Here is a 22,477-nt window from a genome sequence, read left to right on the forward strand (position 1 = left end):
CTTCACATTGGCATATCTAATAAATATTAACTAGAGTTACGCTCAAAGCGATTTTGGCAAATGCCATTTGAGTACCTTTCTGATTTTGTACATCTAAATTCTAACGCACGTTCTAATTCACCGAATAATCGGATTCCACTACCAAGTAATATTGGTATTGTTGTAATTATAAGCTCATCAACCAAGTCTTCTTTTAAAAAGCTCTGAACAGTCAAGCCACCATCTATATATAAGTTGTTGTATCCTTTTTTCTTTAATTCGTTATTGATACTCTTTATATCTCCTTTAACTAAAAATGCTTTTCCTTCTAATTTATCTGGCACTTTCTTTAGTGATTTGCTTAATACGAAAACAGGTTTGCTGTAAGGCCATTCGATATCCATATTTGCAACCAACTCCATCGTGTTGCGACCCATAACTAAGGCATCGATACTTTCCATATGAGCCTGATAACCCATATCGATATTATCTGGATTAGGAATAGTCTCTAACCAATCAATTTCATTATTTTTTCCTGCGATGTAACCATCAAGGCTTGTAGCTATAAATACTTTATTGGACATAAATACCTCTATTATCTTAATTTACCTTTATTCTACGGTGTAGAATATTGTAGTATTATTCTACACCGTAGAAATTCAAAGTAAAGTATATAGATTTTTATATGAAGCAACCCGAAACTAGAAGAGGACGCCCCTCCAAAGAAAAAAACATCCTTAGTCCCGAGTTAATAGTAAGTAAAGCCAAGTGTATGATGGCTGGCACTGGGAAAGTTCCTAGTATGAGGGCCATTTCGAAAGAATTGAATGTCGATCCTATGGCTTTATATTATTACTTTAATAACAAAAACATTTTACTGGAGGGTGTTGCCAAGTCACTAATGTCTGAAATATATGTACCTAGCGGAAAACTAGATTGGAAACAGGAACTAAAAGAGCTTTCAAAAAGCTATTTAGCAATTCTCCAAAAATATGATGGCTTATTAAAGACTCTTCTATCAATGTCTTCAAACAGTCCTGCTGATGTATTTATAAGTAGATTTAATTTAATTGTTAACCCATTAAAGCTAAGAAGCGATCAAGAAAAAGCTTTTCTTGATCTATTAGTTGACTATCTCCATGGTTTTTCTATGGCACTAGCATGTGACTCAACAGGTGAGTTGACAATAGACCATGCCGATAACTCCCTAGGCTTTTTATTCAAAGGGGTGTAGGTATACAGAATTAGTAAAAATATATATGTCCGCTTCTCGCTCATAACTGTCTCATGGTTAAAACTTAATTAAGTTGTTTTAAATAGAGCAAGCTAACCACCTTTTGGTGGTTTTTTTGTGCCTGCAATCCAGATGGATTCTCACCCAGCGCGCCGTTATACCCACGCCTGCGCGCTTTATGCGTTGAAAATAATGCAGTTACGCAAGTCCTCAATTATAAGCAATAGCTGGGGCTGTAGACCGGTATCTATGACTAATTAGCAACGCAAAAAAACGCAAAAGTAAGGAGCCTATGCAACAAGCAAAAGCTAGATGGTTCTTCCAGTGAACAGGGGAGGGCTTCGGAAAAAGGTAACATTGGTTATGTGGTGGTTTTGTAAGCATTAACGTTATGATTTTAAATAGAAAAAAAGGTAACCATTAAAAGGTAATTTTAGGTAACCTAAAAGGTAACATTTGCTTATATGTTTGAAATTTATGAGATTTTAATAATGAAGATATTACTATTTAAAAAGGTAACATAGTTACTATTTAGTTACCATAAATGTTACCTTTTTTGCTTTCAAGAAAGGCATTAAAAATCAATGGTTTATAAAGTGATTTTGAAAAAGGTTACCAATGTTACCTTTTTCCGAAGCCCCCCCTGACTCATGGAGCTCTATATAAGCGGATGGAAAATATACATTACTTACTGCAGGTAACTCTGCTGTTATGAGGCTCATGGCCACAACTAAATTGCAGTGTATTAATAAGTGTTTTTTTGCTGAGGTTTTGCAGTTATTTTGCAGGTGGGCTTTTTTGGTCTTGCTAAATCACTCTAAAAATCTATATAAATTAAAGGATTAGCTGGTCGGTATGGCAGGATTTGAACCTGCGACCCCTGACACCCCATAACGACGAAAATGTAAAGGTTATCTCTATGTTTTAATTACCCTTTATAGGTTTTTTGATGACTATTTAAATTTTCAAAAATCCGTTTTTCGGTTCAATGAAATCAAGGGGTTAGGAAGGGGTTTTGCACGAACTATAGAATGCAAATTCAGTCAAAATTAATTGCGATATTGTTGGAGCAGGCTTTGTAAGCTCTAAGTACCATATTCTTGAACAATCACTTGATTGCCTGATTGTGTCACATCTTGTTACTATATTTATTCGTTACGCTTTGGTGAAGTTCTAGAAGGTAGAGCTCTACATCTGCTAAAACATCAATAATGAATTGTGACTTGATGAAAATAAAACTGTCACCAATAAGGTCTAAATTTATATCATTTCTAACTATGTCCAAAAGTTTGTTCTTATTGCTTTCCCTAAGTAAATTTGTATCACCAGTACCATGCATGATGCAATTTCGAACGGCATTTAATTTTAGTATTTTATTCCATGCATTACTTGGTTTTTTTGCATTAATATCAGTTAGTTTATTAATATAATTCACGCATCTAGTGATGCCACTTCCATTTAAGTCTGTAACAGAGATGGGTAAAAGAAGATGATTTTCAATATCAGAGCAAGTTTTCTGTAAACTGATTTCTAAGTAAGCATAAATTGCTAAGACTGTTGAGTAACGGTGCATCCTGATATGAACATATTCAATCTCTTGGATCCAGAACCTGTGATCTGATTGGTGCTCCTCGCCAAACTGATTTCTACCGAAGTATGACTCTTCCGTTTCCGCCATTGATTCTAAAGTTAGCACTTCAGTATTAAATAAATTTTCAACCTTATCGTGGTGAGATCTTAAATAATTAAATTTAGTTTTTATAGATTGTGAATTAACAGGAGCCTGTTCATAAGCGATAAAAGGAATAAAAGACTTAAATTTCATAGAGAACACCGTTGCTTAATAACAACTTAAGTTAATGTTTAGTAAATAGAAACCCTTATACAATAAACTATGTGGTTTTCTCAAGCAATAAAGTGATTTGAATTTGCATCATAAGTTGCTTTATCTCGACCTTATCTCAGCAAATGGCACTTCTACCCACTCAACGTGGTTTTGTGTGTAGATTTTCGTACTTTTGGCGTCTGTGTGCGCCATTCTTGATTGTGGATCTACCCCTTGGCTATCGAATATGTGGGCTGCTAGTGCACGAATTTCGTGAAAAGTAGGGCGCTTTTCTGGCTCTAAGTGCTCACAACACCCAACTTCGTCACGTACCTTTGAGAAAGTGCGGCTTATGTAGTCGGGGGTTAACTGTGTGACGTGATCTACTTCTTTACTGAGCTTAACTTTGCTTTTTGCGGGTAACCGGTGAACAACATAGTCACTTAACAAACTGTCTCGGCTTCTTTCTATAATTTGCTTAATCTCTTCACCAATGGGTATGGCCACATGGGCCGCTTCTTTTTGCGCTACCTTTTGACGGTGAATATATAAGGTGCCGTACACCTTACCATGCTCGGTCTCTTTAGGTTCTTTCAACCAAACACAGCCACAGGTTTTTTTATTGGGCTTTTTAATTTTATATTTAATGCGAGATATTTCTAAGCGTGCATGGGTTGTCTGCAGAGAAAGCGCCATTGCGGTTTGCAGCCATAAAGGTGCAGCTGTATAAATGGCGTCGTACCATTCTTTTTTAAGCCGACTACGTTGTTTGGCATCGAGGCGGCGTTTCTTTTTAAGTGAAGCTGGGTTACTCGGCATTAAGCTTTCGTCTACTGCGTATGAAAACAGTTTTTTGAGCCAGGCAACTTTACGGTTTTGAACATTGGCACTTGAGTCAGCATGGTACTGAACTAAGTAATCGTTTACGTGTTGCAGGTTTATGTGTGAACCAGATATATGTGCAAAAAACTCAGAGGTGCGGTTGGCATCGTTTTCCATGGTTTTTGCCAAGTCTTCACTGGGTTGCTCGTCTATCATAATGCGATTGAGCAGTCTGGGCACATGCTCAGCAAAAGGCTGTTCATCTACGAACGTACCATAGTTAAGTAAATCATCTACCTTTAGCGCGACCTTTGGCCGCGCTATACGGTTATATTCTCTGGCGATAGAAACGGCCACGTTACGATCAGTACCTAATGACTTAAATTTGCCATTCACCAGTTTAATACGATAAATACCGCGCTGAGCATAATAATAAAGATGCTCGGGTAGCATTTCACCTTTTTTGCTTCTAGGTCTTGGCGTCATTCGATCTCTTCCTCTTAACCTTTCAATAAACTATTAACTGCAGAGCTTACTTGTGAATTTAACCCTGCTTTTTCAGTGTCAAAAATGAAGGCTGCGCCATCGATAATACGGCCTTCAACTACACCGTTTTCAACCCATTGACGCAATGTTCTAGCGGTTGGTATTGAACCTGGAGTAAATTCACGTTTGGCCCACTGGCTGGCTCTCATTAATTTTCCGCTCATAGTTGATCTCCTATTTCAAATACCCAACACTTAACCGCTGAGGGCTTTCGTGCTAATGGGTTTTCATTATTAATTCTTGCGTTAACTGCGCTGTTTACTGTTTGTTGACCTAAGAACTTACGAGTGCGGCACGATTTAAGTAAACGCTTCAAGTCGGTTAAAGGGGGAACGTATTGTCTACGTTCTGTCGCTATTTCTGTAAAATGATTTAGGTTTACGGCAATTTTTGATGGGTCGCGATGATGATCAACTACACGTAAGCTTTCGCCATCGCCTTCTAAGAAGTCGAATACATCCCAAAATTCTTGCACCAAAGGGTGCTCCGCACTAATGGCTTTTTGGCGTTCTACGGCCATAGTGCTCAGCATGTTATAAGTTGCTTCAACTTGTTGGGGGTTAATGCTGGTTACCAGGGCAACGGCATCAATAAGCGCGCATAGCTGCGCATGGTTTTTAACAATACGCACGTTTTTAATATCAGGGTGTTTACTTAGCCACTGTTCATGAAACTTAAATCGCTCGTTAAAGCATTCAAGCACTTGCTTTTCATGCATGGCGGCTTTGAGTAAAAAGCCCGATACGTCATCTACATCAACCCGTTCAAGCCATTCTGCCGCTTCTTTGGTTTTGGCTGTTTGGCCTTTTCGGTCTGTCATTACATGAATAATACGTTGTAATACGGCTTCAGACGCTTGCACTACGGCATTTTGTGCAATCACAATTGACCCTCGAAAGGGCGGTTCGTACGTTTCATTGCCTTGGCTGCGTATACCTCGGGCGCGAACACTACGGCCGTTGTATGCGGTTTTAAGCTCGTCCCAGTCAAATCCTTTTTGTTTTGCGTCTTTGGTGTCGCCTCGGTCACCTTCAATAAGTACCACAGGTAAATTTGATACTTGCGCAAAGTTACGGGCACGCGCGGCGAGGGTAGACTTACTCGGGTCAAAGCCTTCGTAGTCGTTGCGGCCAGCGAGTTTCCATAAGAACTCAAGCAAAGTAGATTTACCAGTACCAGGTTCGCCCACAATCTCTAAGAACGGGTAGGTTTTATGTGTTTTACGTATTTGTTCGGCAAAAAAGCTCCCAAACCAGAAAGCCAAAGCCACAAAGCCTTTGGCGTCAAATGCTTGCCAAAGTGTATGTTCCCAGTCGGGGCTTATTTTATTAACTTCGTGATTAAGGCTTAACTCAATAGACTGCAGTGTTTTAATACTTAATTTATTGATATCAAAAAAGTCTTCGTCATTTAACTGATACAGCCTGCCATCTTTTACCGCGACATTGTTGTAAACATAACACGCATGCTCTTTGCTGTAGCCCACAAAGTCAGTGGTTTGTACGCGCTTAATGTTATACAACTGCTGGCTCATTAGTTTATCAAGCTGAGGTGTTTGGCCATTGAACACCGCACCTGGTGCAATGCCTAGCAAGCGCTTTTTAAATTCAGCGCCCGAACTCAGTTGGCTACCCGAAAACGTATTTTTAACACTAGGACTATCGTGCGGAAAATCTACTCTAAAGTAATACCAACTTTCGTCTGTTAGCTTGTTCTCTTGATAATACAGCGCCTGCGGGTAGCATTTTGATAGTTCTTGAATACAGCCCGACTCTTTTAAGGCACGCTCTTTTATAACCTCTTCAGATAGTTTTTCATCTTCACGTTCTGCACATTCAATCACCTGATTAAACGCTTTATGGTACCTGTCTAAATCAATTTTGAACCAAAATAAGCTGCTATTAAATGCAAACGGAAACTCTTTATTGCCTTTTTTGTTGTGCATTAAAATGGCTTTTTCAATGGCGCTTGAAGCAATGAGCAACTGGCCATAGTATTTGCAGTTATCTAATTGGTGTTTTGTGAGTCGGTCACGTTGATAAAGCTCGTTCCAATCAAGCTTTACTTTGCCTTTGGGTGGTTGCGCGGCGCTTGCTTCCCAGCCTAATTTACGGGCACGTTTAACAAACTTTTTAGTGAATGATTCGCCGGCGTTGCCATCGTCTAAAGCAAAAACTAGCTTAGGCTTTTTCTTGCTAGCGAGTTCTGCTTCTAATGTTTTTAATGCATGATCAGGAAAGTTATTACAGCTCATTAAACTAACCGCATTAATACCAGCATGTATTAAAGCAATGGCATCAAAAATACCTTCGGTTAACCACAGCTCTTTACCAGACCAAGCTTTTATATCTGCATCGGGTGCTTGCCACCATTGGCCGTTATATTTACCAACAAAATTGGCTTTCATTTTACCAAAGCGTTGGGGCTTATCTATAAAGCGCTCCCATGTTGCACCCCCAGGTAATTCAAACTTTACCGTAGCTGTGCCAATTTGGCGTTGGCCGCAGTAATAGGCGCCTTGGGTATACCAGTCTTTAATTTTACTTGGTGTAAAACCTCGGCCATGCTGCATATAGGCATCGGCGGCCGCGCTTGGGTTTTCGACTATTTGGTTATTTTGCTGCGTTTTTTGAGGAAAGCGGTCGCTCCACGATTCAAATAAATCGGGGTAAATGTCTTTAATATGAAATTCATCACCACATTTATTTAAACGGCCACAGCGCAGCACCCAAGGGTGCTTGCTGTTGGCGTAGAGCTCTTTTTTACCACAGCTAGGGCATACGCCTTGCTGCATAAACTCACTACCTGTTTGCTTAAAACCATAGTCGTTCAATAAGCGAGGAATTACCTCGCTATGAAGCTCGGGGTACATCAGACTCGCCCCTGATTGCTTTGATTAAACTGCGGCAGGTTTCCTTCTTTTAACAATAAGCGCGCGGCTGCAACGGTGGCATCCCATGCAATGGTGCCTATGGGGCTGTCGAATGTTTTGGGGTAGTCGTGGTTTTGTTGGCACTGAGCCATGATGGCAAGGCAGTCGGCTAATGCGGCAGATAAACGGGTGTGCTGTTCTTTTAATGTGTTCACATAGGTTATGGCGGGGGCGTTACCAACTAAAATATGGTCGTGATTGGTTACCGTCAGTTTGCGCAAATTGTTACTATGGGCAAAACGGTGCAGTTTTTCTTTTAGTGTAGGCGGTAAAGTAGGGGTAGCACCCAGGTCTGTGGGGGTGGCTAAGCGTACATCAGTACAAGTAACGGGGCCTTCAAGGCAACTGTTTCTTACTGCAATTTCGGCGGCTGTGTCACTGGCGCTTGAGCTGCATATCGTTGAATGTGTTACGCCGCTGTCGTCTGTTAGCGTACAAACGTATTTTTTAAATGGTTTGCCTTCCCAATAAAGGGCTGCGTCAAAGTTGTTGTTTTCATTTGAGTTTACGAGTTGTTTGTTCATAGCACTTCTCCTTGTGGCAGTTCAGCAACATCAATGGTGTGTTCAAGGTTAAATACCCAACATTTAAGTACTTTGCCACTCAATTGGGTGCTATTGACGTTGTGACTAGCAGCAATCAACCGTGGTGATTGGCGTAGTGCACGGGTTAAAGTGCGGCCTTTAACCATAGGAACATTATGCTTTTCACACAGCATTAGAAAGGTATCAAGATGTACTGCCAGTTGAGTTTTAGGGGCATGCTGGTTAAAGAGCTCGCCTTTTTGCTCTAAATAACAAATGGCGTTAAAAAAGGCCTCTATAATTTCTTGGCTGTCATCAGCTACGCCAGACAGAATGAGTGATTCTAATGGTGGAGTGGTAGTACCTAACCAACCGCGAACTGCTTGTAAGTCTTGATACAACATGTCGCGAATAAAAGGCTCAGCGGTTTTACTGATGTCGCTAATCAATTTATGGCTATAGCGCTGCAGTTCTACCTGCTTGTTGAGTGAAATGCCATCACTCTTATAAGCACCTGTTTTTCTAATGCTGGGCAAAACCTCAGAGGTCACCCATTTTTTGAATTTTTTAGCTGAAGGTTTACGGCTGGTCAAGATTAACGAATAGACACCCGATTCGTTAATACAATTCATTTCCTGTTTCCCACCAAGGGTGTCCATACTATGGACACCCTTTTCATCTTCATCTAAACGTTCAACAACATTTCGCGAATTGGCAATTTGCAAAGCAGCACAAACATCGTTAGCAACGAACCAAATGTTATTGTTGCTATCTGTCACCACGCGAACGCTCGATAATTTTTCATCTTGCTCAAAAGCGAAGAGTTGCGGTTTAGTTTGCATGTTCATTACACACCCGCCTTAGCAGCGCTGCAGCGAATAAAAACAAGGGGGAGGCCGTTTAGTTGTGCACGGGCTTGGGCTTCGGTATTGGCCACTGTGCTCACAGTACGAATGCGGTTGAGTTGTGCCAGTGTTTGATTGCGTGTAGCAACAAGGAATGTATAAATCATGGTTGTTGTTTCCATAAATAACTTAATATTTATGGTGGATCGGGTAGCCGCAAAGCAGTGTCTAACAACCGAAGACACAGTGGGGGCGTTTTCTTTGGCTCCCGACCCATGCCCCCATATACAGCGTAAAAATGCATGTATCAGCGAATTACGCTGATATGGAAGAATGTGGTACATCAAATTATCGGTTGTTATTCTCACTGCCAGTGGGTGCTTAATCCACCTGCATGGTTGTTCCTTGCTTAAGGGAACGGGTGAAAGTATGGCATTGCATATTTGGTTGTGCAAGCTGTTTTTTGTGACTATTGTCATATTTTAAAGCTTCCTTGTTATTTTTATTCTTGTGAGCGTTCTAGCTGGCGTGTTTATTACGTTGGCTTTGGCACCATTTGGCACGGGTGCTCATTGGTAAGTTAACACTGGGGTTTGGGTTAGCGCTGGGGGTAATGGTGCGCACAACTTCTTCTAATGTGGCAAACACGTGATTGCATGCTTCATTTTCACAGCGATACACTTTCTCGCGGGTGTAGGTGCTTTTAATTTCTGTTCTACGTTGTTTTGCTCTATGTCCACAGTGGGGGCAGTCGATGCCTTGGCCGTTTTTTGGTTTCATTACGCTGCCCCTTTTAGCTCATGCTTATATTGCGCTGGTAAGGCGTCGATGATCTTTTGCGCATTGTCGTGCCAAAGTTGACGACTCGGATTGCTGATAAATTTTAAAATGAGGTTGTAGTTCAGGTCATTAGATTTGCAAAAGTCCATGAGTTGGCCGCGTGTATTGTGCATTTTAATGAGCGCATGGCGTATTTGGTCAGTGGTCATAGCGTTGCCTTAATGTGTTTATCATCCTAGATTGGTGTTAATTAAAGCGACAAATATGCCTTTGGTCAATATTTATATGATAATTGTCATATATTAACTGTTTTTAAGTTGAAATAACTGCTGGTTTTCGCTTTTTTTAACCCCAAGGTGTGAGTGTTTTTGTATTGCTGCTTGAATTTATTTTTGGATTTTTGTTATTAATGTTTGTTTTACGAACTTAAATAGCACTATAATCGTTTAAAACATGACTATAGGCACATTTTATATATGAACGCGAAAGATGTTTTTGTTGATAATATGGTTACAGTACTAGATAAAAGTAAAGTGAAGGATCTAGTTCGCCAAGCGAATGAGCAGGGTGTGGCTATTGATTACACATATTTTATGGATGTGCGCCGTGGTTCTCGTAACCCAAGCGCAGATAAGTCAGAACAGATAGTCACAGTACTTCGTTTGTTGCCAGGTTACGACTGGATAGAGCATTGGATGTTTTTTGTGCCTGAATATTTTAAACAACATTCAAGTAATGTGTTGGAGTCAAAACAGTCACCTGAACATGATACGTCTCAGTTGGTTAATGAATTGTTGGTGATGGCGTGCCGGTTTAAAATCATTAAACTTGAACAGCTTCAATTTGAGCAAATGCAAGAGCTAGCTCAGTTTATTATTCAACAAAAAAACCCAGATAAATCAGATGCACAGTTATCTTTAACAGGATCGGATTCTTAATTACTTAGCTATTTTTAATTTCGTTGGCACATGATTAGCTGCTGGTTTGATTATGCTTACGGTGTTAGTTGCTTCTATATTCGTTAAGCTTTCCACGTATGCCTTTAGTGCTTCTTCATAGTCTTCATCTGCTCGTATTTTTGCATAATTATTAGGCATTTGCCTAGCAGCATATGATTGCATGCAGAGCTTGTGGGCACGTGGAGCCTGTGCCAGTTGCAGGGGCTCTTCAGTGACTTGTAACTTTGTAAATGCCCTTAAACTTTTGATTGATACCACTAGACAAATAAAAATAACAAACAGGGTATATATGATCATGATAACTCCCTATGCTGTTTATGTTTGGCATGAATTGTTTTTAAGAACCAAACTATGGCCATAAGTGGTACTGAAAATTGTATGGCAGGTACACAAAATTTATAAATATCAATTAGCGAATTTGTTTCTAATACCAAACGATCTACGTAACGTGCTGCTTGCAAAAAGAGTAACGTAATAAAGCTTGTCGCAATAAAAACGCTAAGTTTACTCGCTGCTATGTTGAGGTGCTTATGAATTATAAATAAAAGAGCAATGCAAACAGTATCGAAAATTATCCATGTTACATACCACACATGTTGAGAAGTTAAGTTGTCTTCAATTGCTACAATGATAGGGGCGAGTCTGGCCATTATCAGTTCAGCGACTATCCATACGACTAATGAAATCAATGAAGACTTATCTAATCGTAAAAAGATAGCAGCAAGTATGAGTAAAATGGTAATTACCCATACGTAGTTTGCAATTTCAACAATATAGTTTCCCAACGTATACTCCTTAATATCCTTGTTATTTACGGCTCGTTACCAAGGCCATTTCTTAAAACTGGTTTAGGTTTTTTACTTAAACTATTGCTTTGAGTTAACGAAGGCTCGTTACCAAGGCCATTACCGCCTCTGACATTTTGAGCTACTTTAAGGACCTTAGCTTCATTCCATTCACTCAATGAAAGTGCCTGCTTTGCGATTGTCATAATTTTTCCCTTTGCTTTTAGTAGTTTGACACCTCTTTATTGAGGCGAGGTTATAAATCATGACTATTTTACAACCGGTTGTTATTAAAGCAATTTTATTAACCTCTAAATATACATTTATTTTTTAACCTTTAATAGTTTTTTAAACAATATTTTAACAATGAAAGGGTGTTTGTATTGATAAAGGCGCATTAAAGTAGGGCTTACCAGTGTTTGACTAATAGGTAAGTATTTAACGTATGTTACTTTTTAGCGCGTAATATCATCATTATGACTCTGTTACTGTGGCTTGCTCAGTGTGTTTAATTTCAAGCGCGAGAGATGATACGTAACCCGTGCTATTTAGAGTGTGGGTGACTTGTACCAGTATCCACTTACTGTTGTCGATTTGGGTTTTAAAGCCACTTACTGTGATGGGGGTTTCAGGGAATAGCTCTGGGTTACCTTGGGCTAATGTTAAGCTAAACGTGGCAATGCCGCGTTGAATACGTTCCCACATTGCTTTGGCTGCACGTGTAGCGGTGGCTTTAGATGCATAAATATGGCGCAGGGTTTTTATGCCATCGCCGCCAGTAAGTTCAGACTCACTGCCTGAGTTTTCAACTGTGACACTTTCACGTTTCGCGGCTTTTTCATTTTGCCAATATGCGGTAACGCCTGCATATGCTTGACGGTCGGCAATACTAAAGCGGTGTTGGTCGCCCGATTGGCGAGTTATATTTACTTTTGGTAGGGGTTGGCCAGAAGCTGTGACTGATTGGCCTGCACTTATAAACATGAGGGTATCATTCTTAACGGTGGCTATAGCGTCGAACTGCTCGGCCAAGCGCGTCAAGAACTGTGCGTCTGACTCGTTTGCCTGGTCTATGTGATCCATTAATTCTGACGCTAGAGCAGGGCTTAGTTTTGCGGTTAAGCCGTTACGCTTTGCAATGGTTTGAACAATGCTCTCAAGCGTTTCTTGGTGATAGCTCTGTTCGTGGGATTTTAACAATGAGCCGCGCATGTCGGCAGATTTACCGCGAATTGTGAGGGTGTCGGGGGCGCCGCTGTGCTCTACTTCATCAATGGTGTAAGAACCTTTGTCTACCAGCTCGCTTTTGTCATTGTAAACATAACCTAATTTGACCTGCATTTTGGCGCCTTTACGTGGGATGGCGAGTTGGCCGGTGCTGTCGTCGAGTTGTATTTCAAGTGTGTCACTTTCAAACCCACGGTTGTCGGTTAAAGTAAGGCTGATCAGTTGTGAATTGACTCTGATGTTTTTGCCATCAACGGTGAGTTGGTAATCGGGTGTCATGGTGTGGCCTTATTTGTACATAAATTCATGTAAAAGTTATTGAGAAAGTTTATTCGCAATTTGCTGGGTGTTTTTTTCGTCAATGCGTTTTAGCTCAATACTAAATTCTATTTTTCGGGCGGCGCCGTTGATAATGAATTCACTTCTACCCGCTGTTACTTTTGTAATGACAAAAAAACCGTGCATGTTTCCGCTGCCATCGATGAGCGGGTAGGCTTTACCTGTTTCAGCCATGGTGGTGAGCTCTTTTAAACTTGGCTCACCTCCTGTGAATTCGGGCATGAGTACGCCCGATAGTATTTTAATTTCGTCGCCGGTGCCTAAAAATTGCGTGCTTGGCCTTGCGCCCACTCTATTGTTTGAAGGGTGGCGCCAAACCATGGTGTGCTGTGTTTGTTGCGGGGCTATTGTTTTACGCTCGAACACAAAGTAACCCAATGTCATCATCATTATTCTATGTCTCCTAATGTTGCCCGTATTTTTGCTTGTTGATTACGCTGGTACTGTTCAATTTGCATGACGACTTGCCGCGCTATGTCTTGCTCGTTTGTGCCCTGCGTTGCATGGATTGTGATTGGTGCGTGAATGGACGCGTCAATGTGAATGGTTTTAGGCTGTTTATTAGCAACCGCTTGTTTTTGGTTAGGTTGGTATAACTGTGATCCACTGACAAATGTGGGTTGCTCTGCTTTGGCGAAATTTGCAGGCTGAGCCGCTGCAGGTAAACTCACCGCACCTAAAGCAAAGGCGGTACCCGCTAGCGTTTTACTGAGTGCATTAACTTGTTTAAGTGGCTCGTTTTGACTGCGCTGAATACCCACATTGAGGCCTTGCATAGTTTGATCGCCTAATGTGGCGAATACTTTACTAGGTGAAGCAATGCCGAGTGTTTGTTTTAACGAGGCGATAGCACTTTTACCAATGCCAAAAATAGAGTCTTTGATTAACTGCAGTTTGTTTTTAATACCATTACCAAAGCCGTCGATGGTCATTTCACCCAAGCTCACGAACTTGTTTGGTAAGTTAGTAAAAAAGCTGATCACAGAATTAAAGTGGCTGGTAATAACGCTTAGCGGTGACCAATCAAACAAGCTTTTAAAGTTTTGCCAGCCTGCAGCTGCCGTTGAATTAATATTTGGCCATAGGTTATTTAACCAGATCTTTACCGAATTGAATCCGCCGGCGATTGATGCCAATGGCGGCCAGTTAAATATCGATTTAAAGTTTTGCCATTGTGATTGAGCGTTAGTTGTAATCGACGGCCACAGGCTACTTAGCCAAGACTTAACTGCGCTGAAGCCACTAGAGATGGTGTTAAGGGGTGACCAACTAAACACTGCTTTGACATTTTGCCAGCCTGCAGCAGCTGTTGAATTAATATTTGGCCATAGGCTACTTAGCCAGGTCTTCACTGAGTTGAATCCTCTGGTGATTGAACCTAAAGGCGACCAGTTAAATACGGCTTTAAAACTTTGCCATTGTGATTGAGCGTTAGCTGTAATCGATGGCCATAAGCTATTTAGCCAAGATTTAACTGCGCTAAAGCCATTAGAAATAGTGTTAAGTGGAGACCAATCAAACACTGCTTTGACATTTTGCCAGCCTGCAGCCGCTGTTGAATTAATATTTGGCCATAGGTTATTTAACCAGGTCTTTACTGAATTGAATCCGCCGGCGATTGATGCCAATGGCGACCAGTTAAATATCGATTTAAAGTTTTGCCATTGTGATTGAGTGTTAATTGTAATCGATGGCCATAAGCTATTTAGCCAAGATTTAACTGCGCTAAAGCCATTAGAAATAGTGTTAAGTGGAGACCAATCAAACACTGCTTTGACATTTTGCCAGCCTGCAGCCGCTGTTGAATTAATATTTGGCCATAGGTTATTTAACCAGGTCTTTACTGAATTGAATCCGCCGGCGATTGATGCCAATGGCGACCAGTTAAATACCGACTTAAAACGTTGCCATTGTGATTGAGCGTTAGCTGTAATCGACGGCCACAGGCTACTTAGCCAAGACTTAACTGCGCTAAAGCCATTAGAAATGGTGTTAAGTGGAGACCAATTAAACACTGCTTTGACGTTTTGCCAGCCTGCATCTGCAGTTGAATTGATATTTGGCCATAGGTTACTTAGCCAGGTCTTCACTGAGTTGAATCCGCCGGCGATTGATTGCAACGGCGACCAGTTAAATACCGATTTAAAATGTTGCCATTGTGATTGGGCGTTAGTTGTAATCGATGGCCACAGGCTACTTAGCCAAGATTTAACTGTACCAAAGCTATTAGATATGGTGTTAAGCGGCGACCAATCAAAGGTTGTTTTGAATGTCTGCCAGCCTTTATCTGCAGTCGTAGTGACACTCGACCATAGACTAGCAAACCAGTTTTTAATGCGGCCAAAGTTGTTGATGATCATACCGAGTGGTGACCAATCAAATACGGTTTTGAATAGCTTCCAACTGTTTGCTGCAGTCGTTTTAATGTTTGGCCACAGGGCATTTAACCAGTTTTTGGCTGAGTTAAACCCATTGGCTATTGATTGAAGTGGTGACCAATTGAATACGTTCTTTAACTTTTGCCACTGTGTTTGCGCTGTATTGGTAATCGATGGCCACAAACCAATAAGCCAGTTTTTTACAGCATTAAACTTTTGCGCAACTATGCTTAATGGCGCCCAGTTGAATATGGCTTTTAATGCCTTTGGCCATATTCGTATCACTTCGAGTGTTTTGGCAACGCCTACCGACACAATCGCTTTTAAGCTTTGCCATGTTTTACTAAAGAATGCACTTACTGAATCCCAATGTGTAATTAATAAATAGCCGGCGGTAATGAGTGCAGAAATGCCAGCGATAACCCAGCCGATGGGTGAGCTAATTAGTGCGAGTGAGAATATACGTACCGCAGCTGCTGCGCCTTTTAGTATTGCGCTAAACTTACCCACGCCTAATGCAACGAGCTTAAAGCCTTTACTTGCCAACGGTAAATGTTTAATCCCCATCACTGACAAGGCGTATTTGGTCATAACAATTGGGCCTATGAGACCTGCAATCATCACAGTAAGTGTGCCACCAATTGTTGCAAGTGCAGCAGCTGCAGCCGCCACTTTAAATAGCGTTGATGTAAGCTCGGGGTTTGCTTTCATCCAGTTGCCGATACTACGTACAACACCTGTTACATCTTGTATGAGTGTTCGTATGCCTGAGTCGTTACCTTCAAATAGTTCTATGCCTACATCGTCCCACGCGGATGCCAAGCTTTGCAGGTCGCCTTTGGCATTGTTAGCCATAACTTTGGCAACATTGGCGTTTTCACCTGCGGCATTTTTAAGTACATCGGTAAACGCTTTTATTGCGCCATCGCCTTGTTGTTTAATGAGTTCGCTTACCCCTGTGCCAGCCTCTTCACCGAAAATGGTTTTAAGTATGCCTGCACGATCGGCATTCCCCATTTTTGCTGTGGCTTTTACAACGTCTTGTAAAATGCTGGGAATAGCGCGTAAATTGCCACCGGCATCTTTGGTGTTTAAGCCTAATACCTCCATTGCTTTTGCTGCAGGGCCCGTTTGACTGCTTAGCCTGTTAAGCATCGCTCGCAATACGGTACCGCCTTGGCTCGCTTGAATACCTACGTTACCAAGTAACCCTGACATAGCAGCGGCCTCTTCAATACCAATACCTAAGTCCCGTGCTGCAGGTGCGACATATTTCATGGTTTCGCCAAGCATAGTTAGATTAACGTTGGCGCGTGTTGTCGTGGCTGTTAATACATCACCAAGGCGACCCATTTGATCTGCTTGCAATCCAAAGCCAGATAAAATGTTAGAGGCAATATCAGAGGTAACAGCTAAGTCGGTACCATTGGCAATAGATAAATCCAACATGCCAGGCATAGCTTGTTGTATTGCTTTGGCGTCAAAGCCCGCCATTGCTAAGTAAGATTGACCCATTGAGACATCGTTAGCGGTAAACTGAGTTGTGGCGCCTAAATTACGAGCTTGTTTGCGGAGCGCTTTAAGTGCAGGGTCGTTTTCGTCTAAACGTGTTAATGCTTGAACTTTTGATTGAGCAGCTGTGAACTCAAGCCCTGGTTGTAAAAATTGGCTTGTTGCATACAGTGCGGCTGCACCACCTCCAGCTCCCATGGCCCCTTTGGTGGCCATACTCGTTTGTAAATTGAGCCTGTTATCAAGTTGATTACGTGCTTTATTGAGTTGCTTTTGTTGTTGAGCAACATTGTGTAGGTGCTTTTTTTGCGCTGCTAACTGTTTATTAGCATGTGCTAGGTTATGCGTTAATGTGCGCTGGTGTGACGCTAAGTTTTTAGTATCAATGCCAGCTTCGCGCAGTGCGTTACGTTGTTTATGTTTTGTCGCTGTGAGTTGTTTAGCTTGAGTAATGAGCTTAATTGTAGAGGCTCTGGCTTGTTCAAACTCTTTGGTGAGCGCTTTGCTTGGTGCTTTTGAGTGGTCGATTTGTTGAGCAAGGTGTTTTACATGCGCTTGTGCATTTTTCAATTGTACAGAGGTTATACCTAATGACTTACTAATTTTACGGTAGCCATCAATCTTAGATGATTGTTTGTTGAGTGATTTGATTCGTTGTTGAGCCTGTTTTAGTTGTTCAGTTGTATGGCCACCTGCAGCGCGTATTTTTTTGAATGGGGCAGAGACTTTATCTAAGGCACTAAGTAGTAGTTTGATTTCAAGTTTATTCGCCATGTTGGGCTCTCTTAATCTTCTTCAGGGTTATTTATTTGGTTCCAACGCGTGATTGCTTTGTCTCGCCATTGCATTAACTCGTCAACATCGAGTTCGCTCAATTCGCTGAGTTGCCAGCGAAAGACCATGGCAATGTCTGCCATGGCATCGTCTACGTATTCTGGTAATGCTACATTTTCATATTCTTTGGTACGAAAAAATTTGCAGCTTCACCCGCCAAAAGCACGAGGTTATCTAACTCTAAGTCGTTAATGTCTTGCTTGGTTAAAATGGGATCACTAATGCGAGGTAGTAATGTGGTCATTGCGTTTACGTCGAGGTTTAATAAATCAGCAAGTGACAAGCCACGCAGTTCTCCCGCTTTAGGTTTGCGTAGCTTTATTTCTTTGATTGTTGTTTCGCCACGTGTGATGGGTATTTCTAGCGTGACGGGTTTGGTTTCTGGTTTTGACATTGTTTGTACTCTTTAATTTAGTTGTAAAATAAGCTCGCGCTAACGAGCTAGAGGAGAATTTAATGCTCAGTATTAAAAGCCAACGACTAAAGCCCAATGGCTTGGCGAATTTTGGCTAACGCGTCGGTACCGTCAGCGCCTATATCTATAAAGTTAACTAAGTCGATTTCACGAATAACTTTGCCATCTAAAATGAGCTTGTAATAAGTGTTAAGCATGGTGACTTTTGTTGTGCTGTTATCACCTGGTTTGTATGTGCCAGGGTCAAACTCTTTGAAGCGGCCACGACAGACAATTTCAAGGCTTTGAACTTCGTTTGTGTCATCACGCTGGATTGCTCCGGCGAAGCGCAGTTGAATACCATCAATGGTTTGCGCGCCTTGTTTGGCCATCATATCGACGTTAACGCCACCCAATGTAAATTCAAGGTCTAGTGCGCTGTCGTCGTAACCCATATCAATTTGTACCGCACCAGGCATACCACCTGAACGATAGCCCTCAAATTTTCGAGTTAATTTACCCGTGGTGACTTCTTCAACTTCGCCAGCGTAGCCCTGGGCGTCAACAAAGACGTTTAGGCCTTTTAGTTTTCTAGGTAATGCCATTTAGAAGCTCCTTAAGCTGAGATACCTGCTGCAAAATCAACTAGGTAACGGTCGGTAATGCGTTGGCGGAATGTGAGGTTTTCAAGCGGTGGTAGAGGTGTGTAGTCATAGTCAATGAACAACTTACCCGCTTTGAGCGTGTCTTTGTCGTTGATTTCCTCTGCATACCAAGCTATGCCATCAATGATGTAACCACTGTTTTTGAGTTCACGAAATTTGGCATTAATGCCTTCAACAATATCTTTCACCAGAGTAGGGGTGAGTGGCTTATCGACTGCCCACATGTGTGAATCGGCTATGGTGTCGGCCAACACTTGCGCTGTACGCGTATAGTTTTCAAACTGAAACAGTGGATCACTTGAACAAGTACGCGATCCCCAAAAACGAAAACCGTCTTGATTAATCAATGTAGTTACATCGTTACTGTTTAAGTAGCCTGCGTCAGTGTCTGGATCTTGTAAGTCCCAAAATACGGGCTTTGATATAGCGGTTACGCCGTCAACCGCGATATTAGACAGCGTTTTATGCCAGCCTGTGTCTTTGTCTATTCGGGCTCTTAGCCCTAATGCACGAGCGGTGGCGTAGGCATTTTCGTCTTGTGCTGTATCAACATTAAAAGCTACAAAGTCAGGCCAGATCACCATGACTTCACGGGCACCAAAGTTTTCACGATAGGTAACGGCTTGCTCTTTGGTTTGGCAACCATAGGCAGAAACATAAGCAAATGCTCGTAGTTTCTTAGCGGTCGCTACAAGCTCAGTGGCAACCGGTAAATTATCAAGACCAGGCACGCCGATAATACGAGGCTTAACTTTCAGTTTAGATTGTGCAGCGAGTAGGGCTTTTAAGCCTGTATACTCACCATCAGGTGTTGTAGTGCCAACAATATTTGCGGTTGTTTCTGACTCGTTGGCGCCTTGGGCAACGCGCACGACAACACACATGGTATTTACTTGGTCAGCAATGGCTTGAAGAGACCTTTTTAACGTGCCTTGAGTACCTGCTTTACCGACTGCTGATTGTACGTTGGTCAGCAATATTGGCTGGTTGAGTGGGAATTGTGTTGCGTTTGCATCGTCTGCAACGGCAACAATACCCACAATGGATGTTGATACGGTGCGAATTGTGCGCGTGCCTTCGTTTATCTCGATGACACGAACACCATGGTGATAACTCATAATTTAGCTCCGGTGCTGTTTAAATTAACAGAGGTAGAGTGCTAATAGCGCATGAGCTAAGCCAGTTATTTAAAGGGTATAACTGGCTAGATAGAGGTGGTTGAGGTTAAAGGGTTGGTTTAATTGGCCAGTTTACTTCGTCAGGGTTGTCGAGATTATTTGTAATGTCTCGTAGTGCTTGGCGGTATGTTGCGAATTCAGTCTTTTTTTCAGTTGTGAAAGGCGCGTCAGGCATTTGAGTCCAATCTGTTTCACTAATTAACTCGTTCCTTTTTTGCCTTATTAAATCAATTTTAGAATTTAAAATGATTTCATTCGCTTGTTGCAACTCTAAAACGTTATTGGCGACAAGTTTTAATAATTGCTCATGGCTAAAATTTGTATATAGCTTTCTACCAATTTGAAATGTGTACATTATGCTAGTCCTACATTATTGAAAAGGTGGGCAAGGTTACCTTTGACTAAATCACTCCATGTGGCTCCATCTAGTACACTCATTACACTATACAGCGTTGCGAACCCTTCAAAATAATACAAAGAGCCAACCCCACTTTTATTGATGCTAGATAAGTAGCAAAAACTTACTGATGAAAAGTCTGCTTGCGCTGACCATGAATGCGCATTAGCGATTAAGTTGTAATCTCCCACATCAACTGAACCACTCCCAAAAGTAACAAAGCACCCATATCGAGCTTGGATTGCTGCATAGGGAGATAATGTAATGCTATTATCACTTCTTAGGCCTGTACTAATTTTTATGTTATTCGCGTAAAAGTAACCACCTGTTAGCCAAAGCGTGCAAACATATGCATAGTCGCTAACGACTCTACTTTCTACAAATTTCAGCTCTGTATTTAGCTCAGTGCCGCCTTGAGATGGAAAGATGAAAATTGTTATGTTCTCGTTAGCTGTAACCTCTTCACTAAATTCATGCGTACCTGCGTTCAGGTATATTATGCCTACACCACTTTCAGGTATTAATGATATAGCCCTCATCGTTGTTTTAAATGGTGAGCCTTTAGAACCATCATTTTGATCACTTCCATTTACGTCAACATAAAAAGTTCGTTTCAGTTTTGGTGCTACCTCTACCGCCTGTGCAAGCGCTTGGTTAATTGCGGTGACTTTACCAGCAACCTCACTTGCTAAAGCTTGTGAAGCAAGCGTTTGGTCTGAGCATGCTACTTTCAAATCTTCAATTTTTTCAATTATGCTCATTTTGAGCCCTCCATTTGTCGAATTTTCTCACTGAGTTGCATGTTCCAGTGAGCTTGTTTAACCAAAGCGGTTTGACCTTTGACAAACGCAAGGCCACCCGTCACAAATTCTGTATCTAAAATAAGATTGAGATTGTTGGTACCAATCACCACGGTAATGCTATCCGTAGGCAAGGCTTCAATACCTATTGTGAACCACTGCACAATTTTTACAGCGGGAGTGCGGTAGCCCAGTAGTTTATTTTCTTGGCTATAAACACCCAGCAATGTATCTCCCATGAAAATACCAATTTCGCGAATGGCATATTCAAGCTCTCCTTCAAATAAACCAGCAACCCTTAACTGATTGCCTTGGTCTTCATAGTCAGATATTTCAATACGTTCTTCTTCATTACTTAATGAAGTTTGGGTTTTTGATGGGGTGTAAGCATGTGAGCCAAAAGCCATGTGAGTGACTTGAGCTTTTAGGCCCTTGTCTTTGGCAGATAAGCAAGCCGCTAGGCCTGCTTCAGTAAATTGTAATTTAAGGTGCATTACATAACTCCGTTTAAGATGATATCGGAACAGATAATTTGACTAGCGACTACGCCCACTTTTAGAGCTTTTCTAAGTGAATAGGGTTCTGCAGCTAAAAATTCGGCATGATGGTCGGCAAAGGTTGTTTTATTCAAAACGCAGTACGCTTTTAACTCAACATCAATGCTATTTGGTGTCAGTGGCACTTGCTCAGTGGTGAACTCTGTAAAGCCAACGGCATGATCTAAAGCGCCGAAAGCTTTTAATTCGACATCAACGCTATTTGGGAGCAGTGGCAATGACTCAGTGGTGAATTCTGTAAAGCCAGCGCCATAATCTAAAACACCATACGCTTTTAAATCGACATCTACGCTATTTGGGAGCAGTGGCAATGGCTCAGCGGTGAACTCTGTAAAGCCAACACCATGATCTAAAACACCGTACGCTTTTAAATCGACATCAATGCTATTTGGAATCACTGGTACTGGATCAGCAATTAAATCTACTAAGCCAACGGCATGATCTAAAGCGCCCCCAATAGCTAATTGTTCTTCAAATGCAATACCAAGTTCTAATTCAAAATGAATACTGCCGCGTTTATGTACTCGTATTGCCTCTGTGACCATTTGAAGCATTTCTTTGGTAAAAAGCGTGTTTTTGTCACTGGTGAAATTTTCGGTCAACATGGCCAATACTTTCATGGTACCTGGTTGGCCGTTTGACTTTGCCTCCCACCATTCGAGCATATTGGTGCGAATGCCTAAGCTATCAAGTGCTCGCTGCAGTGAGTAAGGGGTGCCCTTGTGTTTGTGAACATCGAATGAGTTGGCAACTACAGTTCGCTTAATATGCTCTGGCCAGCTGTCTTCCCAGTGTTCAACTGAATATGCCCAAGCCAGCCAAGGTAGTAATTTGAATGGGCATTTGTATGGGTCCCATAAATTTTGAATGTGAACTTCTACATCAATTGCGTTAGCAATCACTTGTTCTAAATTTTTCTCAAGTTTAGTGGCGTTGGGTGGCAGCATTGAATCAAATAATTGCAT

General features: G+C 41.5%; 26 protein-coding genes. 2 read left to right on the forward strand and 24 right to left on the reverse strand.

The features are described 5' to 3' along the window. Nucleotides 1–26 precede the first annotated feature (26 nt). A complete protein-coding gene (locus J8L98_RS23110) occupies nucleotides 27–563 on the reverse strand; it encodes a dihydrofolate reductase family protein (RefSeq protein WP_210998407.1) in 537 nt (178 codons plus the stop codon). Nucleotides 564–664: 101 nt separating this feature from the next. Between J8L98_RS23110 and J8L98_RS23115 the strand changes: the two genes are divergently transcribed. Next, nucleotides 665–1,213, forward strand: coding sequence for a TetR/AcrR family transcriptional regulator (locus J8L98_RS23115; RefSeq protein ID WP_210998408.1), 549 nt, complete (start codon nucleotides 665–667; stop codon nucleotides 1,211–1,213). A 1,129-nt stretch (nucleotides 1,214–2,342) separates the two neighbouring features. Here J8L98_RS23115 and J8L98_RS23120 read toward each other — a convergent pair. From J8L98_RS23120 to J8L98_RS23160, 9 genes are all read right to left on the reverse strand, one after another. Continuing rightward, on the reverse strand, nucleotides 2,343–3,038 hold the full coding sequence (locus J8L98_RS23120; protein WP_210998409.1) for a hypothetical protein: 696 nt from the start codon (nucleotides 3,036–3,038) through the stop codon (nucleotides 2,343–2,345). A 120-nt stretch (nucleotides 3,039–3,158) separates the two neighbouring features. Next, nucleotides 3,159–4,346, reverse strand: coding sequence for a recombinase (locus J8L98_RS24975; RefSeq protein WP_247682673.1), 1,188 nt, complete (start codon nucleotides 4,344–4,346; stop codon nucleotides 3,159–3,161). 14 nt (nucleotides 4,347–4,360) lie between these two features. Further along, complete coding sequence (locus J8L98_RS23130) at nucleotides 4,361–4,570, reverse strand: hypothetical protein (protein ID WP_210998410.1); 210 nt, start codon at nucleotides 4,568–4,570, stop codon at nucleotides 4,361–4,363. Next, complete coding sequence (locus tag J8L98_RS23135) at nucleotides 4,567–7,278, reverse strand: toprim domain-containing protein (protein WP_210998411.1); 2,712 nt, start codon at nucleotides 7,276–7,278, stop codon at nucleotides 4,567–4,569. Before J8L98_RS23135 ends, J8L98_RS23130 begins: the two co-directional genes overlap by 4 nt. Further along, the gene (locus J8L98_RS23140; RefSeq protein WP_210998412.1) at nucleotides 7,278–7,862 is read right to left on the reverse strand and encodes a hypothetical protein; all 585 of its coding nucleotides are present in this window, start codon (nucleotides 7,860–7,862) and stop codon (nucleotides 7,278–7,280) included. Before J8L98_RS23140 ends, J8L98_RS23135 begins: the two co-directional genes overlap by 1 nt. Further along, entirely contained in the window at nucleotides 7,859–8,710 is an 852-nt protein-coding gene (locus J8L98_RS23145) for a Bro-N domain-containing protein (protein ID WP_210998413.1), read from the reverse strand. Before J8L98_RS23145 ends, J8L98_RS23140 begins: the two co-directional genes overlap by 4 nt. Further along, nucleotides 8,710–9,186, reverse strand: coding sequence for a hypothetical protein (locus J8L98_RS23150; RefSeq protein ID WP_210998414.1), 477 nt, complete (start codon nucleotides 9,184–9,186; stop codon nucleotides 8,710–8,712). The genes J8L98_RS23145 and J8L98_RS23150 overlap by 1 nt, the downstream gene beginning before the upstream one ends. Nucleotides 9,187–9,226: 40 nt before the next feature. Then, a complete protein-coding gene (locus tag J8L98_RS23155) occupies nucleotides 9,227–9,487 on the reverse strand; it encodes an ogr/Delta-like zinc finger family protein (RefSeq protein ID WP_210998415.1) in 261 nt (86 codons plus the stop codon). Next, entirely contained in the window at nucleotides 9,487–9,696 is a 210-nt protein-coding gene (locus tag J8L98_RS23160; protein WP_210998416.1) for a hypothetical protein, read from the reverse strand. Before J8L98_RS23160 ends, J8L98_RS23155 begins: the two co-directional genes overlap by 1 nt. 267 nt (nucleotides 9,697–9,963) lie before the next feature. Between J8L98_RS23160 and J8L98_RS23165 the strand changes: the two genes are divergently transcribed. Continuing rightward, nucleotides 9,964–10,425, forward strand: coding sequence for a hypothetical protein (locus J8L98_RS23165; protein ID WP_210998417.1), 462 nt, complete (start codon nucleotides 9,964–9,966; stop codon nucleotides 10,423–10,425). On the opposite strand, the gene J8L98_RS23170 is transcribed toward J8L98_RS23165, so the two are convergent. The 14 genes from J8L98_RS23170 to J8L98_RS23235 form a co-directional block, all read right to left on the reverse strand. Beyond that, nucleotides 10,426–10,743 carry a hypothetical protein gene (locus J8L98_RS23170; RefSeq protein WP_210998418.1) on the reverse strand — a complete coding sequence of 106 codons (318 nt, stop codon included), beginning with the start codon at nucleotides 10,741–10,743 and terminating at the stop codon, nucleotides 10,426–10,428. Further along, entirely contained in the window at nucleotides 10,740–11,231 is a 492-nt protein-coding gene (locus J8L98_RS23175; RefSeq protein WP_210998419.1) for a hypothetical protein, read from the reverse strand. The genes J8L98_RS23170 and J8L98_RS23175 overlap by 4 nt, the downstream gene beginning before the upstream one ends. 26 nt (nucleotides 11,232–11,257) lie before the next feature. Next, nucleotides 11,258–11,437, reverse strand: a complete 180-nt coding sequence (locus tag J8L98_RS23180; protein WP_210998420.1) for a hypothetical protein — start codon at nucleotides 11,435–11,437, stop codon at nucleotides 11,258–11,260. 268 nt (nucleotides 11,438–11,705) lie between these two features. Then, nucleotides 11,706–12,737, reverse strand: coding sequence for a phage late control D family protein (locus J8L98_RS23185; protein ID WP_210998421.1), 1,032 nt, complete (start codon nucleotides 12,735–12,737; stop codon nucleotides 11,706–11,708). A gap of 36 nt (nucleotides 12,738–12,773) precedes the next feature. Next, nucleotides 12,774–13,187, reverse strand: a complete 414-nt coding sequence (locus J8L98_RS23190; protein WP_210998422.1) for a phage tail protein — start codon at nucleotides 13,185–13,187, stop codon at nucleotides 12,774–12,776. After that, nucleotides 13,187–17,461, reverse strand: a complete 4,275-nt coding sequence (locus J8L98_RS23195) for a phage tail tape measure protein (RefSeq protein WP_210998423.1) — start codon at nucleotides 17,459–17,461, stop codon at nucleotides 13,187–13,189. The genes J8L98_RS23190 and J8L98_RS23195 overlap by 1 nt, the downstream gene beginning before the upstream one ends. A gap of 11 nt (nucleotides 17,462–17,472) precedes the next feature. Next, a complete protein-coding gene (locus J8L98_RS23200; RefSeq protein WP_210998424.1) occupies nucleotides 17,473–17,604 on the reverse strand; it encodes a GpE family phage tail protein in 132 nt (43 codons plus the stop codon). Between the two features lie 26 nt (nucleotides 17,605–17,630). Beyond that, a complete protein-coding gene (locus J8L98_RS23205) occupies nucleotides 17,631–17,915 on the reverse strand; it encodes a phage tail assembly protein (protein ID WP_210998425.1) in 285 nt (94 codons plus the stop codon). Nucleotides 17,916–18,001: 86 nt separating this feature from the next. Further along, nucleotides 18,002–18,520 (reverse strand): phage major tail tube protein, encoded by a 519-nt coding sequence (locus tag J8L98_RS23210; RefSeq protein WP_210998426.1) that lies wholly within the window; start codon nucleotides 18,518–18,520, stop codon nucleotides 18,002–18,004. Nucleotides 18,521–18,531: 11 nt separating this feature from the next. Continuing rightward, entirely contained in the window at nucleotides 18,532–19,701 is a 1,170-nt protein-coding gene (locus J8L98_RS23215; protein WP_210998450.1) for a phage tail sheath protein, read from the reverse strand. A gap of 103 nt (nucleotides 19,702–19,804) precedes the next feature. Next, a complete protein-coding gene (locus J8L98_RS23220; RefSeq protein WP_210998427.1) occupies nucleotides 19,805–20,113 on the reverse strand; it encodes a tail fiber assembly protein in 309 nt (102 codons plus the stop codon). Then, nucleotides 20,113–20,916 (reverse strand): DUF1565 domain-containing protein, encoded by an 804-nt coding sequence (locus tag J8L98_RS23225; RefSeq protein WP_210998428.1) that lies wholly within the window; start codon nucleotides 20,914–20,916, stop codon nucleotides 20,113–20,115. The genes J8L98_RS23220 and J8L98_RS23225 overlap by 1 nt, the downstream gene beginning before the upstream one ends. Continuing rightward, on the reverse strand, nucleotides 20,913–21,449 hold the full coding sequence (locus J8L98_RS23230; RefSeq protein ID WP_210998429.1) for a phage tail protein: 537 nt from the start codon (nucleotides 21,447–21,449) through the stop codon (nucleotides 20,913–20,915). Before J8L98_RS23230 ends, J8L98_RS23225 begins: the two co-directional genes overlap by 4 nt. Next, on the reverse strand, nucleotides 21,449–22,477 hold the full coding sequence (locus J8L98_RS23235; RefSeq protein WP_210998430.1) for a phage tail protein I: 1,029 nt from the start codon (nucleotides 22,475–22,477) through the stop codon (nucleotides 21,449–21,451). The genes J8L98_RS23230 and J8L98_RS23235 overlap by 1 nt, the downstream gene beginning before the upstream one ends.

Origin of the sequence: Pseudoalteromonas sp. MMG013, assembly GCF_018100885.1 — a bacterium.
Taxonomy (GTDB): Bacteria; Pseudomonadota; Gammaproteobacteria; order Enterobacterales; family Alteromonadaceae; genus Pseudoalteromonas; species Pseudoalteromonas aurantia.

Bases quoted from the DNA above. Each gene is read 5' to 3' on its own strand.
- J8L98_RS23145 (WP_210998413.1), bottom strand. From the start codon at position 8,710: ATGAACATGCAAACTAAACCGCAACTCTTCGCTTTTGAGCAAGATGAA.
- J8L98_RS23115 (WP_210998408.1), top strand. From the start codon at position 665: ATGAAGCAACCCGAAACTAGAAGAGGACGCCCCTCCAAAGAAAAAAAC.
- J8L98_RS23185 (WP_210998421.1), bottom strand. From the start codon at position 12,737: ATGACACCCGATTACCAACTCACCGTTGATGGCAAAAACATCAGAGTC.
- J8L98_RS23170 (WP_210998418.1), bottom strand. From the start codon at position 10,743: ATGATCATATATACCCTGTTTGTTATTTTTATTTGTCTAGTGGTATCA.
- J8L98_RS23120 (WP_210998409.1), bottom strand. From the start codon at position 3,038: ATGAAATTTAAGTCTTTTATTCCTTTTATCGCTTATGAACAGGCTCCT.
- J8L98_RS23225 (WP_210998428.1), bottom strand. From the start codon at position 20,916: ATGAGCATAATTGAAAAAATTGAAGATTTGAAAGTAGCATGCTCAGAC.
- J8L98_RS23200 (WP_210998424.1), bottom strand. From the start codon at position 17,604: ATGGCAGACATTGCCATGGTCTTTCGCTGGCAACTCAGCGAATTGAGC.
- J8L98_RS23150 (WP_210998414.1), bottom strand. From the start codon at position 9,186: ATGACAATAGTCACAAAAAACAGCTTGCACAACCAAATATGCAATGCC.
- J8L98_RS23210 (WP_210998426.1), bottom strand. From the start codon at position 18,520: ATGGCATTACCTAGAAAACTAAAAGGCCTAAACGTCTTTGTTGACGCC.
- J8L98_RS24975 (WP_247682673.1), bottom strand. From the start codon at position 4,346: ATGACGCCAAGACCTAGAAGCAAAAAAGGTGAAATGCTACCCGAGCAT.
- J8L98_RS23140 (WP_210998412.1), bottom strand. From the start codon at position 7,862: ATGAACAAACAACTCGTAAACTCAAATGAAAACAACAACTTTGACGCA.
- J8L98_RS23135 (WP_210998411.1), bottom strand. From the start codon at position 7,278: ATGTACCCCGAGCTTCATAGCGAGGTAATTCCTCGCTTATTGAACGAC.
- J8L98_RS23165 (WP_210998417.1), top strand. From the start codon at position 9,964: ATGAACGCGAAAGATGTTTTTGTTGATAATATGGTTACAGTACTAGAT.
- J8L98_RS23160 (WP_210998416.1), bottom strand. From the start codon at position 9,696: ATGACCACTGACCAAATACGCCATGCGCTCATTAAAATGCACAATACA.
- J8L98_RS23220 (WP_210998427.1), bottom strand. From the start codon at position 20,113: ATGTACACATTTCAAATTGGTAGAAAGCTATATACAAATTTTAGCCAT.
- J8L98_RS23110 (WP_210998407.1), bottom strand. From the start codon at position 563: ATGTCCAATAAAGTATTTATAGCTACAAGCCTTGATGGTTACATCGCA.
- J8L98_RS23230 (WP_210998429.1), bottom strand. From the start codon at position 21,449: ATGCACCTTAAATTACAATTTACTGAAGCAGGCCTAGCGGCTTGCTTA.
- J8L98_RS23180 (WP_210998420.1), bottom strand. From the start codon at position 11,437: ATGACAATCGCAAAGCAGGCACTTTCATTGAGTGAATGGAATGAAGCT.
- J8L98_RS23235 (WP_210998430.1), bottom strand. From the start codon at position 22,477: ATGCAATTATTTGATTCAATGCTGCCACCCAACGCCACTAAACTTGAG.
- J8L98_RS23130 (WP_210998410.1), bottom strand. From the start codon at position 4,570: ATGAGCGGAAAATTAATGAGAGCCAGCCAGTGGGCCAAACGTGAATTT.
- J8L98_RS23155 (WP_210998415.1), bottom strand. From the start codon at position 9,487: ATGAAACCAAAAAACGGCCAAGGCATCGACTGCCCCCACTGTGGACAT.
- J8L98_RS23195 (WP_210998423.1), bottom strand. From the start codon at position 17,461: ATGGCGAATAAACTTGAAATCAAACTACTACTTAGTGCCTTAGATAAA.
- J8L98_RS23190 (WP_210998422.1), bottom strand. From the start codon at position 13,187: ATGATGATGACATTGGGTTACTTTGTGTTCGAGCGTAAAACAATAGCC.
- J8L98_RS23205 (WP_210998425.1), bottom strand. From the start codon at position 17,915: ATGTCAAAACCAGAAACCAAACCCGTCACGCTAGAAATACCCATCACA.